The 18,694-nt window shown below is 36.2% G+C and carries 13 protein-coding genes and 3 pseudogenes; 4 read left to right on the forward strand and 12 right to left on the reverse strand.

What is annotated here, in order from left to right:
* Positions 1–30: 30 nt before the first annotated feature.
* Positions 31–387, reverse strand: a complete 357-nt coding sequence (locus DV417_RS07590) for a DsrE/DsrF/TusD sulfur relay family protein (RefSeq protein WP_005631701.1) — start codon at positions 385–387, stop codon at positions 31–33.
* Between the two features lie 25 nt (positions 388–412).
* Entirely contained in the window at positions 413–1,366 is a 954-nt protein-coding gene (locus DV417_RS07595; RefSeq protein WP_118879271.1) for an oxidoreductase, read from the reverse strand.
* 58 nt (positions 1,367–1,424) lie between these two features.
* Here DV417_RS07595 and ybaK point away from each other — a divergent pair, with 58 nt between their 5' ends.
* The gene (gene ybaK, locus DV417_RS07600; protein ID WP_118879272.1) at positions 1,425–1,901 is read left to right on the forward strand and encodes a Cys-tRNA(Pro) deacylase; all 477 of its coding nucleotides are present in this window, start codon (positions 1,425–1,427) and stop codon (positions 1,899–1,901) included.
* Between the two features lie 46 nt (positions 1,902–1,947).
* Here ybaK and recD read toward each other — a convergent pair whose 3' ends face one another.
* On the reverse strand, positions 1,948–3,870 hold the full coding sequence (gene recD, locus DV417_RS07605) for an exodeoxyribonuclease V subunit alpha (RefSeq protein WP_118879273.1): 1,923 nt from the start codon (positions 3,868–3,870) through the stop codon (positions 1,948–1,950).
* Positions 3,870–7,478 carry an exodeoxyribonuclease V subunit beta gene (gene recB / locus DV417_RS07610; protein WP_118879274.1) on the reverse strand — a complete coding sequence of 1,203 codons (3,609 nt, stop codon included), beginning with the start codon at positions 7,476–7,478 and terminating at the stop codon, positions 3,870–3,872. Before recB ends, recD begins: the two co-directional genes overlap by 1 nt.
* A gap of 199 nt (positions 7,479–7,677) precedes the next feature.
* On the opposite strand from recB, the pseudogene DV417_RS07615 reads away from it, so the two are divergent.
* Positions 7,678–8,690 (forward strand): annotated as a pseudogene (locus DV417_RS07615) (helix-turn-helix domain-containing protein).
* 115 nt (positions 8,691–8,805) lie between these two features.
* Here DV417_RS07615 and DV417_RS07620 read toward each other — a convergent pair.
* Positions 8,806–9,094: pseudogene (locus DV417_RS07620) on the reverse strand (IS1595 family transposase); the annotation flags it as partial.
* Between the two features lie 188 nt (positions 9,095–9,282).
* Between DV417_RS07620 and DV417_RS07625 the strand changes: the two are divergent.
* Both DV417_RS07625 and DV417_RS07630 read left to right on the forward strand, forming a co-directional pair.
* Positions 9,283–10,875, forward strand: coding sequence for an AAA family ATPase (locus DV417_RS07625; protein ID WP_081278288.1), 1,593 nt, complete (start codon positions 9,283–9,285; stop codon positions 10,873–10,875).
* The gene (locus tag DV417_RS07630) at positions 10,866–12,299 is read left to right on the forward strand and encodes a VWA domain-containing protein (protein ID WP_065246200.1); all 1,434 of its coding nucleotides are present in this window, start codon (positions 10,866–10,868) and stop codon (positions 12,297–12,299) included. The genes DV417_RS07625 and DV417_RS07630 overlap by 10 nt, the downstream gene beginning before the upstream one ends.
* 46 nt (positions 12,300–12,345) lie before the next feature.
* On the opposite strand, the pseudogene DV417_RS07635 reads toward DV417_RS07630, so the two are convergent.
* The 7 genes and pseudogenes from DV417_RS07635 to DV417_RS07665 all read right to left on the reverse strand — a co-directional run.
* Positions 12,346–12,645: pseudogene (locus tag DV417_RS07635) on the reverse strand (transposase); the annotation flags it as partial.
* Between the two features lie 393 nt (positions 12,646–13,038).
* Positions 13,039–13,392, reverse strand: a complete 354-nt coding sequence (rplT, locus tag DV417_RS07640) for a 50S ribosomal protein L20 (protein ID WP_005596075.1) — start codon at positions 13,390–13,392, stop codon at positions 13,039–13,041.
* 65 nt (positions 13,393–13,457) lie between these two features.
* A complete protein-coding gene (gene rpmI / locus DV417_RS07645) occupies positions 13,458–13,655 on the reverse strand; it encodes a 50S ribosomal protein L35 (RefSeq protein ID WP_005596065.1) in 198 nt (65 codons plus the stop codon).
* A gap of 210 nt (positions 13,656–13,865) precedes the next feature.
* Complete coding sequence (gene infC / locus DV417_RS07650; RefSeq protein WP_444546724.1) at positions 13,866–14,411, reverse strand: translation initiation factor IF-3; 546 nt, start codon at positions 14,409–14,411, stop codon at positions 13,866–13,868.
* A gap of 129 nt (positions 14,412–14,540) precedes the next feature.
* Positions 14,541–15,353, reverse strand: coding sequence for a D-hexose-6-phosphate mutarotase (locus tag DV417_RS07655; protein ID WP_118879275.1), 813 nt, complete (start codon positions 15,351–15,353; stop codon positions 14,541–14,543).
* Positions 15,354–15,437: 84 nt separating this feature from the next.
* Positions 15,438–16,883: a sulfatase family protein gene (locus DV417_RS07660; protein ID WP_065246202.1), complete on the reverse strand. Its 1,446-nt coding sequence runs from the start codon at positions 16,881–16,883 to the stop codon at positions 15,438–15,440.
* Positions 16,883–18,562 (reverse strand): solute:sodium symporter family transporter, encoded by a 1,680-nt coding sequence (locus DV417_RS07665; protein WP_005628694.1) that lies wholly within the window; start codon positions 18,560–18,562, stop codon positions 16,883–16,885. Before DV417_RS07665 ends, DV417_RS07660 begins: the two co-directional genes overlap by 1 nt.
* Positions 18,563–18,694 lie beyond the last annotated feature (132 nt).

An 18,694-nucleotide genomic window follows, 5' to 3' on the forward strand; every position in this document is an offset into this window, starting at 1 on the left:
CACTTATGGCGGGTTTCTTTATCGGAAAAATTAAAAATTTAATACTTTATCGGCTTCCATTGTCCAGTCTGCCAGCTCTGCTAACGTGCCGATTTCCACGCCCTCCGCCAACGGTAATTCAGTGATACCACGAGCATTTGTGCAGGTTTTACAAAGTTTAATTGTCGCTCCTTGTGCCGTTAAAATTTCCAACATTTGTTGTAAATGATACCCTTCTGCTGGATTTTGTTTTGCTAAACCGCCAGTTACCGCATCAGACATTAAAAATATTTTTAAATTAACCGCACTTTTATGTTGCTCTTGCAACTGTAACGCCAAACGTAATGCACTAAAAAAATGTTCGTCACCATAAGGGGATGAATGGATAATAAATAGAATATTTTGCATACTCTTCTCCTTAATTTCCTGGGTATTAATAACCTTGCTGATAAATTCCTTCCAACAATTTCACTGAAAGTAAGGCGAGATTAAATCGTTGTTCATCTGCCACAGACCAAAATTCTACGCCATTTTCTACCGCACTTATTTGACTTAAATGAAGTTTTACTGATTCTTCGCCATTTTCTTGTTCTCCATTAAGCACAGGCGTAATTAAGGTTTCTTCTAAAGCGACAAGCTCGCTATTTTGAGGCTGATAGTCGAAATCATAGTCTGAAAGTGCGGTAACTTTTTGCGCTAATCCATAAAATACAGGCACTTGGATTGCGTGGAATGTAGCACGCTCTAGTTGCGGAAAAATTCGTTGTAATTGATTAGATAAACTAGGTATTTGATGTGGATAAACATCAAACGCTAAGCGCGTTTCTTCTTCATCCAATGGAATACCATTTAATAAACGGGCTGTTTGTCCCGCAAGTTTCGTCACAGTTTCTGCATCTGTATAAGACGCTGGCAATAAAGAGGTGACAAATACTTGATTAAGGTTCGTTTCTTGTAAAATCGGTGCAAGCGTTAAGGCAAGTTGGCTTACTTGTGGATCAGGCAAGCTGACAATGTTACGTTGTCTCAGTTCCAATAATTGTGATTCATTTACCGTTGGAACAACAACGGGTACATCCGAAAGCGCACTGCAAACGCCTAACATATCAATGACAATACAGCCCTGCTCTGCTGCTTGCGCAATATGGGAAACTTGCTCAAGTTTTCCTGCAAAAAAGACATAATTAAAATCAGCCCACTCAACTTCATTTGGCGAAAGTTGTTCAACGCCTTTATTGCGAAAACGAATATTTTGTTCTTCTTCAAAAGGTGTTATTTCAACAATAGAAACGCTGCTAATTTCAAGCGCACTTTGTTCTAAACGCTCTACAATTTTTTCACTTAATTCAAATTCTGCTGCTATCGCAATATTTAAGGTTGCGTCCATTTTTCTCTCCGCTGTAAAATAATCGACATTATTTTACACCAAAACCAGGAACGAAATAATGACACCTGCAATTGATTTACTTAAAAAACAAAAAATTCCTTTTATCTTGCATACTTATGAGCATGATCCAAACAATCAACATTTTGGTGATGAAGCCACAGAAAAACTAGGCATTGATCCTAACCGCTCTTTTAAAACCTTACTTGTTGCGGAAAATGGCGATCAGAAAAAACTCGCTTGTTTTGTGCTTGCAACGGCCAATATGCTAAATTTAAAGAAAGCGGCGAAATCTATCGGTGTAAAAAAAGTCGAAATGGCGGATAAAGATGCGGCGCAAAAAAGTACAGGCTATCTTGTGGGGGGAATTAGCCCGCTCGGTCAAAAGAAACGCGTGAAAACGGTGATAAATTCAACCGCACTTGAGTTTCAAACGATTTATGTTTCAGGCGGAAAACGGGGGCTAAGCGTAGAAATTGCGCCACAAGATTTAGCAAAGGTATTAGGTGCTGAATTTACTGATATTGTTGATGAATAAGTGATGGACTTATAAATTTAAAGGCGGATTCATTCCGCCTTTTTGACTAATTCAACTCTTCCAATAATTTCCCCAATCCGCTCTGGCGTCTCACTGTCTGGCGAATTGCTGTTTTCCATATTTTTTCATCGGCAAATACAGTGAGTTCTTTTTTCGCACGAGTCACGCCCGTGAAAACTAATTCTCGCGACAGTACTGGATTCACTTCTGTTGGAAGAACCATTACAGTGTGTTCAAATTCGGAACCTTGAGATTTATGAATCGTCATCATAAAAGCGGGCTCATGTGCTGGAATTCGGCTTGTCAGCACTTCTCGATTGCCAAACCATACTTTGCCATTTGCCAAGCAAAGTCCAATATCGCCGTTATAAAGGCGAACGTTATGATCGTTTTCAGTAATCATAATTGGCTTGCCAATATACCAATCTTGTTCATTACGGAACCAAAGCAATTTTTCCTCTCGCAACGCTAACGCAATTTCTTTATTGAGGTTTTCAACTCCTAAATTGTTATTACGAAGTGCGGTTAAAAATCTCACAGAATTAAATTGTGCTTGAATAGCCTCGGCATAGGAAATGCCTTGTTCATTTTTAGCGTTAGGATCAATTTTTTGTTTACGTAAATCGTCCAACATTTTTAAGAAAGTGCGGTAATTTTCCACCGCACTTTTCACCACTTGATTGACCGCATCGCTTTCATCATTTAGAGCATTAAAGTGCAATTCCTGCGGATAATGCTCAAATAACCCAAGGCTATCGTCTGCTTTACCTTTTTGAATGAATTCAGCCAACTTGCCAATACCTGAATCTTTATCAAAACGGCGACTTTCTGTTAGATGGCATAAGCAATCACGTATTGGATTTGAACAATCAGTACCTTTTACTTCGTATCCTGTCGTCGCTTGCAAATATGCAGCTTGTTCATGACTATAAGGTTGATTAACAAATTGTGCCAATTCCCCCAATACAGCCCCCGCCTCAACAGAGGCTAATTGCGCCTGATCGCCTAATAAAATTAATCGAGTTTCAGGCTTTAACGCATTGATAAGTTTTGCCATCATCGGTAAATCAATCATTGATGTTTCATCGACAACTAATACATCTAACTGCAAAGGATTATGACTGTTATAGCGCGTGTAATCATTAAAGGCATTCACACCCAGTAAACTATGCAAAGTACTGGCTTTTTGTGGAATCGCATTGAAAAGTGAATCGGATAAATTCATTTTTTCTTGCATAAAACCTAACGCATTTTTAATCGAGTCTTCCAAACGAGAGGCTGCCTTGCCAGTCGGCGCAACCAATTTGATATGTAATTTACAATCAAATAATTCTTGTAGAACGAGCAATAAACGCGTAACTGTCGTGGTTTTTCCTGTTCCTGGGCCGCCTGTAATAATCGAAAATGGGCTTTTAATCGCTGTTGCTACTGCCACTTTTTGCCAATCTGTTTTTTCCTGTTTTTCAGGGAAATATTTATCTAATTTTTGACGAATTTCATCATAAGAAAAGGCTAAAGTGCGGTGTTTTTTTAAGGTGTTTTTTATATATTGCGCAATGCGATATTCATCTTGCCAAGCGCGATAGAAATACAACGCACCAAATTGAAATGCCATTGGCGCAATTTGATTGACGGGATCTTGCGTAAATGCCATATGCCCGTACAACGCACATTGCCAATCTTCCACAGGTAAATAACCAATTTTTTCACGAATTTCAGCTAAATAATCTTCTTCCGTTGTACGATAAGCCAAGCCAAATAAATTATGTTCTAAATAGCGATCTAATTGGCTGCAAGTATTTCCCTGCGTATAACGCCAACTACAAAGTGCGGCTAATAATATAGCTAAATTTTTGACTGGTTCTGCATAATCCGTATGGCATTGTTTATCAGCTATCAACTTAGCAAAATAATAATCACCTTGAGAAAGAATGCCCTGCTCTTTAAGTTTTTGTAATACGGATAACATTAAAACACCCCATCTAATTCTGTGATTAATTCAACGCTTGGACGATCATAAAATACGCCAGATTGTGGTTCCCCATTCATTCCACGTAAGAAAAGATAAAATACCCCACCGAAATCTCGCGCATAATCATAATCAGGCACAACGCTTTGTAAATAACGATGTAATGCCAGCGTATAAATTAAATATTGCCAATCATAGTGACTGTGTAACATTTCTTTTTTCAATGCATTCTCGTTGTAATCAGCGAGACTTGAACCTAAGAAATTAGATTTATAATCGACAATATAATATTTCCCATTATGGCGGAAAACTAAGTCAATCGAACCTCGCACCATGCCTTGAATTTGCTCAAATTGAAGTGGCTCGCTTGGTAAATGATGATAGGCATTCAACGCGTGATTAAACGCTGCAACATCAAAATGTTCCCGAATAGCCAGATAAAATGGCATTTCTTTAATGCAATCTTTATTTGCCAAATCAGCTAATGCTATTCCTATTTCATTAGAAAGTGGTGTATGTGAAATCTGTTGTAGCCAATTTTGTAGAGGTTCTGTAAAGGTTTCATCTAATTGTAGGGATTGTCTTAATGTGTCAATTTCTTCGGTATTTGCTAAATCAGAAAAATAGCAATTTTCAAAATGGCGATGCAATGCCGTCCCGACTTGTTTACCTCTTGGCAAATCTAAAATGTTTGATTCATTTTCGTTTAAAAGTGCGGTCGAAATTTCAATAGCATTTTGGCTGTCATAATCTTTTGCGTCATCAAAAACAGCGTGTTTTTTACCCACACTTTCAGTGAAATAATGCTGGCGGCGATGTGCTTGTTCAATTGAAGTAAAACTGGTTATTCGCCAATCTTGCTCAATATTGCCCGTAAATTCTGCGGCTTTAAGCTCATCATTTTTTGTATTGATTGATAAAGCCGGAAAAGCCTCTAGATTTGGCTTAGTGCAGATTTCCACATTATCTTGCATTTTTTCTTTGAAGGTTTGCAACAATGTTTCTGTATCTTTAGGCGCTGATAAGGCTATTTCCTTGCCTATTTCACCTTGGCTTAGTACATAATGCAAGGCATTCCATTTTTTATCAAATTGCGCAGGCAAAGCGAATGCCATTTGATATTTGGCACGCGTTAAAGCCACATAAAGTAAACGTAACTCTTCCGCAAAAGTTTCTTCATAAAGTGCGTTTAAATTACGATTTTCCATATCCCATAAGGTTTCATCTCGTTCTTTAGAATAATAAACATTCATGTCACCAGCCGTTGGAATTTTGCTTGGTACAGCTAAAAATGGTAGCCAAACTAAATCGTATTCTAAGCCTTTGGATTTATGGATACTCACGATTTTTACCAACTGGCGTTCGCTTTCTAAACGAATTTGAGCCTCTTGCCGACCTTCGCCTTGAATTTGTTTTTCAAACCAACTGAGCAATGCCGCTTCACTTTCGTGTAGCGTGGCAGCTTGTTGTAAAATTTCTGCCAAATGTAGGAAATCCGTTAAATCTCGCTCGCCCGTTGCTTGGCTTAATAAGCGTTCTGAAATGCCTTGTTCCAATAAAATTTGGTGAAGCATGACCAATATTCCTTGGCGTTGCCAAGTTTGTTGGTATTGAGCAAAGCTATCTGCCCAACGTTGCCAGTCTGCCTCATTTTGCTGAATTTGATGAATATACGCTGCATTTAAACCGAAAAGTGCGGTCGCAATCGCATTCAAAATTGGACGTTCAGCAACATTTAAACAAGCTTTTAAAATTCTGAGTAATTCCACCGCCACATGGCTATCAAAAACACTACTTTGATCTGAAAGATAAACGGAGGCAATACCAAGTTTTTGTAGCTCTTGAATAACATCCGCGGCTTCATAACGATTTTTTACAAGTACAGCAATATTTGCCGCTTGCAATGTTTTACAGGTATCTTCATTTTGAAAAACTGCCTGATTTTCTGCCGCACTTTTCAGCCAATGTTGAATAGAAATAGCACATATTTTTGCCATTTCAGTTTTATTCACTTTGTCACTTTCGGTTAGATAAAAACGATAAGCTGGTTCGGCTTTACCGTTTAAATAAAATTGCAGATGATCATCACGAGAATCAACCGCAGTAAATTTAATATTTTGATAAATAAATGGCGATTGAGGAAAATCGAATAAAGCATTTACGCCATCAACCAAATGCTTCTCTGAACGATAATTTTTAGTGAGTTCAAAGCGAGATTGGGCTTCATCCGATGCTTTTAGATAAGTAAAAATATCTGCGCCACGGAAACGATAAATCGCCTGCTTCGGATCACCAATCATAATAAAACCAGTATTTTTTTCGGGATTATCACGATAAATTTTTGAAAAAATAGCGTATTGTTGTGAATCCGTATCCTGAAATTCATCAATCATCGCAAAAGGATATTGGAAACGAATCATTTCCGCTAATTCATTCCCTTGTGGGCCTTGCAAGGCTTCGCAAAACAAGCGCAATAAATCATCAAAGGATTTTTCTTGATGATTTAGTTTATAGTCTAAAAGTTTTTGTTGTAAGCCTTGTCGATAATGATAAAGAATGATTCTGCGAAGTAAATCTGGAGACATTAAAGCACTTGCACGCTCTTCTAATTCAGTAAAAATCTGGGCAATAAAGGGGGATGCGCCCTCCTCACCTTTTTCACCTAAAGCTGATTGAGTGAAATATGACATTAAGGTTTCATTTAATACATAATCACGGGGATCATTTGCCCAGGCGTTTACTTGATCAATCCATTTCGCCAAACGTGATGTATTATAGCTTCGACGGCTTAAGGATTTAGGCTCACCTTTTGCATAATCTTTATTCAATTCTTCTGTAATTAATTCAGAAATTTTACCCGCACTTTCTAACCAAAAGCGTTTTAGTGCCTTGATATCTTTAAAATACTCACCAAGATATTGATGTAAAAATTCTGTAATAGAAATAGATAATGCCTGTTGGTTCTCCAAATCAACAATTAAATTTTTGTCTAAATTCGATTCTAATAGGGATAATACGTAATCTGGTGAACCTAGTCCATTCGCAATAAAATCAGCCATTTCAAAAGGCAACGGATAAAAATGTTCTCGCCAAAATTCATTAGCAAAACGAACTAATAAATCAGATTGATCTTTAATTAATTCTAAATTGAAATGAATGCCAGAATGGAAAGCATATTGCATCAACATGCGGCGACAAAAACCGTGAATGGTATAAATCGCCGCCAAATCCATATTTTGCTCAGCTAATTTTAAGTGATGAATAGCCTCAAAAATATCCAAATCCTGACAAAGTGCGGTAAGAAATTCATCATTTTTAAATGCGGATTTATCTTGGGTTTCTGCAAAGGCTGTGAGTTTATGAATCGCATCTGTTATACGCTCACGAATTTTTTTCTTAAGTTCTTCTGTCGCCATTTCCGTAAAGGTTACCACCAGAATTTCTTCCACATTTAACGGACGAGAAAAGTTATTTTCTCCAGCCTTTAATAAAAGTCGGAGATATAAAGAACCAATAGTATAGGTTTTCCCCGTACCAGCAGATGCTTCGATTAAGCTAATTTGATTTAAAGGCAACGTGATAGGATTTAGTGGGATTGTTTCGGCCATAGATTTTAACAGATGAGAACTAATGGCGTTATTCTACAATAATTTGAAGTTAAAAATGCAAAAAAAGGACGCTTTTCAGCGTCCTAATTTGCAGAAGATCAGACTTAATCTAACAAATTACAATAAAAAGTGAGAGTTTCCCCATTTAGAATATGAGTGTCAAAATCAATCTAAACAAAAAAGGAAACTCACATGTTTTATTACTTACAACTCTATCATTAAACACAAGACCGGTTTACTTAATTTATCGGAAGAGTTAGGTAACATCTCACAAACCTATAAAATTATGGGAATGGGTTGTGAACCTTTTATCACTATCAACAAGCAGAACAAGGTAGAGTTGAAGCCTTACTTAATCAAAATCGACGCGTGCCTAACCTGAAAAATCGTGTTGATTAGAAAGTTGAACAAGAAGTGGTACAATTCGCCTTAGATAATCCCGCCTTTGGACAGGTTCGTGCCAGCAATGAATTACGTAAACAAGTTTTTTGTTTCAGCAGGAGGCGTGCATTCTATTTGGTTAAGACATAATCTGGCTAATTTCAAACAAAAATTAACTGCACTTGAGAAGTTGGTTGCCGAAAAAGGTATTATCTTAAGTGAATCGCAAGTATAAGCCCTAGAGCGCAAAAAAAGAAGATGTCCCTGCGTGTAGAGAAATTGAAACGGCTCACCCAGGTTATCTCGGGTTTCAAGATACCTTCTATGTAGGTAATCTCAAAGGCGTAGGACACATTTACCAGCAAACCTTTATCGATACTTATAGTAAAGTTGCGTTTGCAAAACTTTATACGATGAAGACCGTAATTAGTGCCATAGATATTCTTAATGACAAGGTACTCCCTTGCTTTGAAGGCAAAGAATTACCGATGTTACGCATTGTAACTGACCGCAGTAGTGAATATGGTGGAAAAGTGGAAAATCACGATGATGAGCTTTATTTGGCCATTAACGATAATCAAACATCCGCAAATCAATGGCATCTGCGAGCGTTTCCACAAAACGATTTTGCAGGAGTTTTATCAGGTTGCCTTTAGAAAGAGAATTTATACGGATTTAGATACATTACAAACAGACTTATTAGATGAATAAATGTTGTATTATAACCCTTATTGTACCCATCAAGGTAAAATGTGTTGTGAAAGAACACCGATGGAAACATTATTTGATGGGAAACGTATTTTAGTAGAAAAGAATCTAAGCTTAAATTAAGATGACAGGCACGAGTTTTTAAACGGGAGACCATCATATTGGGTTTGATCTTCTACAATTAATAATGTCCTGTTTCGCTATTTTCTACCACCACCGCAAATACTTTTCTTTGTCACTTTAACAAACCAGATACGGAAACTTTTCCTACTGTATCTCTACCTTGTTTTCCTTTACGATGCCATCAAAATAGCTTTCATCAATCTCAATTTGACCATCAAAAACCTAATCGTCTTTAAGGGCTAAATGATAGTTAATGACTTCATGAATTTTTCGGTAAAACAAAATCGCTGAGGCTTGTATATCGAATAAATCAGCTGCTGCTCGGGCTGTAACTTCTAATACAAAAAGCTCAAGGCGCTTTTATTTTGTATAGATTTCTTTAATTTATAATGAGTTATCTTAATTTTTATAGACTAGCATACTTGCTAATCTACGTCAGTCCCTAAAAATAAGCCTAAAAGCCTTGATTATAATGATTGGAAATAATTAATCCCTTGTTAGACATTTTGCTATATATTGTAAATATATAACGTATAATGGTTTCGTCATTAGCATTATTTTTAAATATTTTAAGATTAAGGAAATTTTTCAAATGAATAAAAAATTAGAACAAAACCGAGCTTCTCAAGAACTAGATAAAGTTATCAATGCTCAAGAAATAGCTATGCAAAAGCGCATATCTAATTTATTAAAGCAACTAAATGCTAATATGCACGAAAGAGAGCAGATATTAGCCATTACTTTATTAGGAGCTATCTCTGGTCAAAATACTTTTCTGTATGGTCCACCTGGTACTGCAAAAAGTTTAATTTCAAGGAGATTAGCTTGTGCATTTGAAACATCAAATTATTTTGAATGCTTGATGAATCGCTTTACCACACCAGAAGAAATCTTTGGTCCTATTTCTATTAAAGAATTAAAGGCTGATCGCTATGTTCGCCAAGTTGAAGGATATTTACCAACCTCTGATTTTGCTTTTTTAGATGAAATTTGGAAATCAAGTCCTGCTATTTTAAATAACCTTTTAACTATTATTAATGAACATATTTTTAAAAATGGTATTGAGAGAATTGATGTTCCATTAAAATCTCTTATTTCAGCTTCCAATGAAGTTCCTGCAGAAAATCAGGGGTTAGATGCTTTATATGACCGTTTTATCCTTCGTCTTCTTGTTCCTCCAATTCAAGAAAATAAAAATTTCAACCAACTATTAAATAGTAAAGCGAGTTCAGAAAAACCAAGCATAAGCCCCGAATTAGTTATTCGTTCTAAAGAACTTATGCAATGGCGAGAGCAATTACATAATGTATCACTTAGTGATGATACTCTGTTAATTATCAAATATATTCGCCAAGAATTAGCAGATAAATTTGAGGAGTTGAAAGTATATGTTTCAGACAGACGTTGGCAACGAGCTGCATTGTTATTAAAGGCATCTGCATTCTGTAATGGACGTAAAGAAACTAACCATAGTGATGTTGTTTTATTAAAATATTGTTTATGGACTACTCCTGAAAATCGTGAAGCAGTAGAAAATATAGTAATGAATGCAATCAAAGAATGCGGTTTTGACAGTGGGGTTGATTTGGCTGATTTAGATAGAGAAAAAGATAAATTAGATAAAGAAATTCATAACGAGCTATATTATTCTGAAGATATTTATGATACTTATAACCTAAATGGAGATGAGTATTTTGAAATTGAAGCTAATTTTAACTATAAATATAATAGTTATAGCAATATGAATAGAAAATTCATATTAAATATACCATTTAAACATATGAAAACATCGCAGGAGTACCATCCTGTAGATTCTCAAGGTAATCTTATCAAAGATGTTTCATATAAATTTGACCAACAAGGAAGTTGCATATTGATGTTAAATGATAATTATGAAAACTTAAGATTCTCTCCTAAACCTTTATTCAAGAAAGGTCAAAGAAAACAAAAAGTGAATAAAAGGCTGATTAAATCACTTTCAGAGGCAATAAAAGAAGTTAGATCTATTTTAAGTAATACTTTAGTTATAATTGAAGATAAAAATAAATCTTATAAAAAACAACTGCAAAGCCCATTTGTTACTGAAAATGAAATTAATGTAGCAGTAAGTGGTATTTTAAAACAAATAGAACAGCTTAAATTACGAATTACAGACTGTGAGCGTTTGGAGTCATTATGCCAATAAACTTGTTATCAGAAAAAGGGATTATCAAAAAATCCCTTTCTGAAAAATATGAAGAGCTTATTCAAAGACCACAACTTGCTGAATATTTAAATGATCATATCCGTAATTGGTTTAAGAAAACAGATAAATTTATTCAACAAGAAAACCCATTTCCAAAATTCCGAAAAAAATGGAAAATATGGAATAGCGAATTTCATAAAAATAAATCTGTTTTAAATGATAAAGCTATCCAAGAATGCCAAGCTTTTTGTAAATTCGTAGGTATTCCTTTTGATTATTCTTTTTGGTATAAAAAATTAGAAAGTAATAATAAAGAAAAAGGAATTGCTTCTAGTTTATTATTGAAAGAATGGCAAAAAAATCTAGATAAATCACAGGCTCAATGGGAATTAAAGCAGATTGAACTTGCAAGAAGAAAATTCCTTACAGAGTTGGAAAAATGGTTGGAACTTATTCAACAATTAGATCGACAACTTTCTCCTTTGGGCTTAGATTTTGGAATCTGGTTTGATGATAGTTTAGGTTCTTTAACCCCACAATCAATTAAAGAACTTACTCGTTGGGCAAATTATTTTTCACAAGATAAAGAAGCACAAAAAATCGCAGATTTATTAGGTAAAATGCGACAAATTGAGCAGTCATCAAAGGTAGAAACTATTACTCAAACAATTAGTGTGCCCGTGCCTGTTACTGATGTTAATTCTAAAGAAGAAATTATTGGTCTTAAATTAGGCAAAGATCTAGAGTATGTTATTCCTTCCGAATTGGCACTAATGGCAGATCCTGAAACCGCTATTTTATTTGACTTAAAATATTTAGAATCAAAATTAGTTTGTTTTGAATTACAAGGAACAGCATTTCAAGATGAACAACAAGAGATTACTACCGAAATAGAAATAAAAGAAGATAATAAACTTGGTCCAATGATTTTGTGTGTGGATACAAGTGGTTCAATGAGCGGTATACCTGAAAATATTGCTAAAGCGATGTCTTTGTATTTGGGAAATAAAGCTAAAGCAGAACAAAGAAAATGTTTTGTTATTAATTTCTCAACAGGTATTGAGACGTTTGAAATTAGTGCAACAAAAGGCATTGCTGATTTAGTTTCTTTCTTGAGTAAATCGTTCCACGGTGGGACTGATGCTGCTCCTGCATTACGATACGCTTTATCGCTATGCCAATCGGAGAATTATGAAAAAGCAGATATTTTAATGATTTCTGATTTTGTAATGGGGTCATTGTCTGAAACTTTACTTAGCGACATAAAAAAACAAAGAGAAAAAGGAAACCAATTTCACTCTTTAGTGATTGGTAATTTATTTATGGAAAATAGATTAAAAACTCATTTTGATAATGAATGGGTCTATAATCCAAATTTACATCAAGTAGAACAATTAGTTAAGTTCCAACAAAACATTTTATAGAATAAAAAGATAATCTTTTCTGATCAGATCTCAAAAAGTTAGACTGTTAAATCAAGAACTGAGTTCTGTATTCTACAGGGCTTAGTCCTTTTAGTTTACACTGAATACGCTCATGATTGTAATAATGAATGTACTCATGAATCGTTTTTTGAGTTGTTCGAAAGTATCAAATTGTTTCCCCTCATAGCGCTCTGTTTTTAACCATCCAAAGAAACTCTCCATCGCCGCATTATCTAAACAATTTCCTTCTAGACATACTTTGTCGAATACCGTATTTCAAGAGGATTGCTTGATCCCCTCTAATTTGATATTGCCACCCTTGATCAGAGTGTAAAATAGGATTTTCCCTATTAATACGTTTGTTTCTTCTTGCCTCTTACTTCTAACCCATTGATTCCGTTTTGATTAAATTGTTCAATTCAACGATTTAATGTTTGTTCTGCAAGTTGAAAATGCAGTCTGGTGAGAGAACGATTTTTACCATGTTGAAGATAAAAATCGCTCACTTGTTGTTTGAATGATTGGTTGAATTTATTCATCAAAAATCTACACCTTAATCAGTTGGTTGTTTAGTCCAACTTTTGGGGACAGATCATGGCTATTTAAAGTGACATGTAAGAAAAAAAGTAAAACGACAAAAATAAACCCACCTTTGACAGCTAGGCTGCAAGGTGGGTTTGTCGGTAGTCAGAGGACGCTTTTCAGCGTCCTAATTCTTTTTTATCTAAACTTTAAAAAATTAAAGTGCAGATTTTGCTTTTTCAACTAATGCAGCGAACGCTACTTTGTCGAATACAGCGATATCAGCAAGAATCTTACGGTCGATTTCAACAGATGCTTTTTTCAAGCCGTTGATGAATTTGCTGTAAGATAAACCGTTTTGACGCGCTGCAGCGTTGATACGTGCAATCCATAATTGACGGAATTGACGTTTACGTTGACGACGGTCACGGTATGCGTATTGACCAGCTTTGATCACCGCTTGGAAAGCAACGCGATACACGCGTGAACGTGCACCATAATAACCTTTAGCAGCCTTAAGAACTTTCTTATGGCGTGCTCTTGCAATAACACCACGTTTTACACGAGCCATTATTTAATCTCCTATGTAATATTTTTCTAAAATGAACTAATCGTACGTTTTGCTTAAATAACGGCTTATGCGTATGGTAAGCAAGCTACTACTAAAACTTGGTCTGCTTTCGCAACCATTGATTTATGACGTAAATGACGTTTACGTTTAGTTGTTTTTTTAGTCAAAATATGACGTAAGTGAGATTGTTTACGCTTGAAACCACCAGAAGCAGTTTTTTTGAAGCGCTTCGCTGCGCCGCGTACTGTTTTGATTTTAGGCATTGTTAAAATAACTCCGCATTTTTCGTTTAAAACAACATAATCAGGCGAACTTAAAAAGTTACTTGGAAGCACTGATCATTTCCATCATAAGGCAAATTAAATTGCCTTTTCAAAAGCAGTTAGGCTGCGTAGTGTGCCCAACATGCAGTTGTCTTTTCATTTAAGTCAAACTTAAACAAAAAGATTTGCTGAGAAATCTCAGCAAAATTCTTATTTTTTCTTAGGTGCTAACACCATTACAGCCTGACGGCCTTCTAATTTACCTGGTGCAGATTCAACGACAGAAATTTCAGCTAAATCATTTTTTACTCGCTCTAACACATCAAAACCAATGTCTTGGTGAGCCATTTCACGACCACGGAAACGCACGGTAATTTTCGCTTTGTCCCCTTCTTCTAAGAAACGGATTAAGCTACGTAATTTAACTTGATAGTCACCTTCGTCTGTGCCTGGGCGGAATTTAATTTCCTTAACTTGCACAACTTTTTGTTTTTTCTTTTGTTCTTTAGCGGTTTTACTTTTTTCGTAAAGGAATTTACCGTAGTTCATAATGCGACAAACCGGCGGCTCTGCATTTGGGCTAATTTCAACAAGATCAAGCTCTGCTTGCTCTGCCATTTCTAGGGCTTGTTGAATAGAAACAATCCCTGCTTGTTCACCATCTTGGTCAATTAAACGAACTTCTTTTACACGAATCTCTTCATTGATACGGTTTGGGCGATTTACTGCCGGCGCTTTTTTTACGGTTTTAATAATCGTATTCCTTCTATTGGTTAATAGTAAAAATCTTTTCGCTAAAAATAAAAGATTTCAAATTTGTTGTCCGCAAGGAACGAGCAAAATCCCGCGAATTCTATAGTATTCACACCACTTATGCAACAAAATTTAGCCTTTAAGTGAAATTTCTACGCTTAAACTTTCGCCAAATTCAAGTAAGTGATGGATACGAGCAGTTTCTAAGCACAACATCGTTTGATAGCCTGTTTCACTCATTCCACTCATCTTTTTGTGCCAAGGATTCCAAAGAACAAATTGGCTTGCATTATGATGATGCAGTGCAATCGTACGATTGAAACTTTTATCTACGATTTGATTATGCATGTTTTCTGCGGAATAAATGCAATCAACATTTTCAGAAATGTGACGCGGTGACGGAGCGTTTTCTTGTTGTTGGTTTAAGCTATTAAAACAAGTTTCAGGTAAACCTTGTACTTCCACTTGATTGATATCCCCAATATTGAAATAGGTATGTAATGCTGCTTGCGCAGGTTCTTCGCCATAATGTGTGAAGGTTAAATGACATTTGTCTGTGAACACCATTACAATTTTAGCTTCGATAATATTTAAATCAGAAAATAACTCGAATTCTAACCGCACTTTATGCGCTGAAATATCGTAATGACTCAACTGCCATATGCGAATACGAGCTGTGCCGTGTGCAGGTTGTTTTACACCACCAAACCAAGGATAACAAATCGGTACGCCACCACGAATAGCATTACCATTTTCGAATGGTTCTACTTCACTTAACCATAATACATCTTGCTTCGCATTTTGCGGTTTCCAACTGATAAGCTGTGCCCCTTGTAGGGAAATTTTTGCCTCTCCAACCACATGTTTTAAGTGAAGAACTGGAATGTCGTTATGTTGAACAAGGTTAAGCTCTGGTGTCAGTGTTTTTAGTAATGTTGTTTTCATGTTTATTCCTGTAGTTTTAAAAGATAAATAAGGTTCAGAGATAACAAAGGGCGTATCAGATACGCCCTTAATCTACGACTTTGGTTAAATTTCGTCAATAATTCGATAAACCCAATTTTCCAGTGGATCATTCAGACGTTTCATCTCAGCGCGCATTTCTTCCAACATCTCTTTTTTGATGCTGTTATATTGTGAATCATAGAATAAATTATGCATTTCTTCTGGATCGTTACGGATGTTGTAAAGTTCACAAACATCAGTCGCATTAAATACGAGTTTGTAATCTTTACGACGCCACATGCGTTGTTCAAAATACACAAAATGCCCTGCTAGCTGACCAAGCACACCTTTTCTTTGGTTATCTTGGTGTTGGCGCATAATTGGTAGAATACTCTGCCCTTCAAAACTTTCAGGTACTTTTTGATTAGCTAAATCAAAAACTGTCGAGGTTAAGTCGTGAAGATAGACAAAGTTATCATCTTCTTGATTTACTCGGTCTGAATTTGGGTCTTTGATAATCATCGGAATGTTATAGGTGGCATCAAACATAAATTCACCTTTTTCAATCATTCGATGAGCGCCCATTGCATCACCATGATCTGCGGTGGCAACCAAGAAAGTGCGGTCATAAAGACCGTTTTTTTCTAAGTATTCGAATAATTCACCGATTGCATCATCAATTAAGGTGATATACCCCCAGAATTTTGTGATGACTTCTTTCCAATGATCTTCGCTCGCTTCCCACATTCCCCACATTTTTGAAATTGTGCGGAAATGACCTGGTTTGCCCTCTAACGGTTTAAAAAAACTTTTATCAAGCACCACATCTTCTTTTCGGTACATAGAATAATAAGGTTCTGGCACGATACAAGGCGTATGAGGCCCCCAGAAGTTTATCCATGCAAAGAATGGCTTGCCTTCATCTAGTGATTCTTGAATATATTTTTTCGCTTCATCAATGATGAAATAAGGGATAGTTTGATCTTTTGTGCCTGAGAGTAAACCGCAAAGTTCTTGTACTCTTAAATGTGGGTTATCACCAAAGTAGGCGCGGCTTACTTCTGGGATTTCATACCCCTTTTCTTCTAACCATTCTTTATAACGATTGGAATGTGTTGGCGGTTGGTTGAAGACTAAATTTTTATATACTCCACTGCCGGGATAGCCATAACCATCAAAGTTATGGCCTTTAATCCCGTAATCTTCGGGTACAGATTTAGTACCTACGTGCCACTTCCCTACAACATAAGTATTATAGCCAGCCAATTTACCAATATTCGGTTTTTCTTGGCTAATTTCACCTGTACCACCTTTTTCCCCATTTTTAATAATGCCGTGAGACGACGGCATTAATCCGGTAAAAAGTGAAGTGCGTGCAGGACCGCAAACAGACGCTGGAGTGAAGGCGTTATTAAAGCGAACGCCATCTTTTGCCAAACGATCTAAATTCGGGGTTTTCACAATTTGGTGACCATAAGGCCCCAACATATCTTTACGAATTTGATCCAGTAGAATATAAATAATGTTCATTATTTAGCCTCTTTATCTCGTACAACAAATAACACGATAATTTGTAACACCGCCCATACGCCAAGCACCATTGATGGATTGCCAGATTCTGATGCCATACCAAGTGGCGAAAGGAAAGTGTAAAGCGCAAGTAAACCTAAGATTAAAGACACGCTGGTTACTTTTAAGTATTTCCAGTTAGTTAAATCTACGTTACCTAAGTTTTCTTTGTTTTCAATGTAAGGTTCACGGCGTAAGAATTGTCCTAAGATGAGCATTAATACGACATCAAATACAAATAATCCGCCCATAACATACACAAAGTTGATTTTGACATTAAACACCCAAACGATACAGAAGTACAAGATAACGTGAGCAAGTAAAGCGATACGTGCTGCTTTGCCAGATACAGTTTTGTTAAACATACCTACGGCAAATAAAGCAACGATTGGAATATTCACAAATCCTGCGAAACGTTTAGTAATTAAGAAAATACCATCTGTACCAAACATGAGTAACGGAGCGAAAATCATAGTGACAATGGCCATAATGGTAGAAACTTTTTTCGCATAAGAAATTAATTCTTCTTCTGACCGCACTTTTTTGCTGATAGAAGGTAATAAGTCTTTACAGTAAATGGTTGCTGCTGAATTTAAGAATGAGTTAAAGGTACTTAAAATTGCGCCAAATAATGCGGCAATAAAGAAACCTTGTAACCAAGTTGGTAATACTTTGTTTACTAATAATGGATAAGACGCATCAATTGGATTTACGCCTTCACCTAAAATATGGAAACTCAATAAACCAGGAAGGTTTAAAATGATCGGTAAAGTTAATAAGAATAATGCTGCGATCAAAATACCTTTTTGACCTGATTGCAAATCTTTCGCACCTAAGCAACGTTGTACGATAGCTTGGTTAGTTGTCCAATAGAAAAAGTGAACAACCATAATACCGGTGAAAATCGTTGGCCAAGGTGTGGCATCGGTTTCGCTACCAATCGCATTCCATTTTTCAATGTGCGTTGTTGTGATTGTGTGTAAACCTTCGGAGAAACTGCCATCGCCTAAATACATCAAAGCAAAGAATGGTACAAGCAATGCGCCAATGACTAAAATCACCGCATTGATCGTGTCTGATACCGCCACTGCTTTCAAACCACCAAAAATCGCATAAATAGCCCCTACAACACCAATGGCAATGACCGTGTAAGTTATGGCTGCCCCATAGCTTAAGCCAAATGCGGTTTCTAAGTTGAAGATTTTATTGAAGGCGATTGCACCAGTGTAAAGTGCGGTTGGAATTACGATGAAAAGATAAAACACTAAGAATAATGTTGACATAATCAAGCGTGTTTGACGGTCAAAACGGCTTTCAAAAAATTCTGGCACTGTTGTGTAACCGTTACGCAAATATTTCGGCAACATATAAAGCGCCAAGAAACAAAGCGGAATAACCGTTGGAACGGTCCATGCTATAATTGAAAAGTTTCCTTTATAAGAGACCGCATTTACGCCAATAAGTTGTTCTGTTGAGAGTGAAGTTAATACCATTGAGCACCCTATCACTAACCCACCTAAACCACGGCCAGCTAAGAAATACCCTTTGGATGTACTTAAATCATCCCCTTTTGTTTTTAACCAAGAAATATAAGCAACCACACCAGTTACAATGAGGAAGCTGAGTATCGTCATGAGCATATGTTGTCCTCCCTATATCGATCAACATAGCGTAAAGATAATATAACGCTCTCTAAAGGGTTATGATAATTGTCATATTAAGATTGTGAGGTGGATCACAGAAATAATAATTGAGGATAAATTCAATGGTTT

Origin of the sequence: Haemophilus haemolyticus (assembly GCF_003490935.1) — a bacterium.
GTDB classification, from domain to species: Bacteria; Pseudomonadota; Gammaproteobacteria; order Enterobacterales; family Pasteurellaceae; genus Haemophilus; species Haemophilus haemolyticus_M.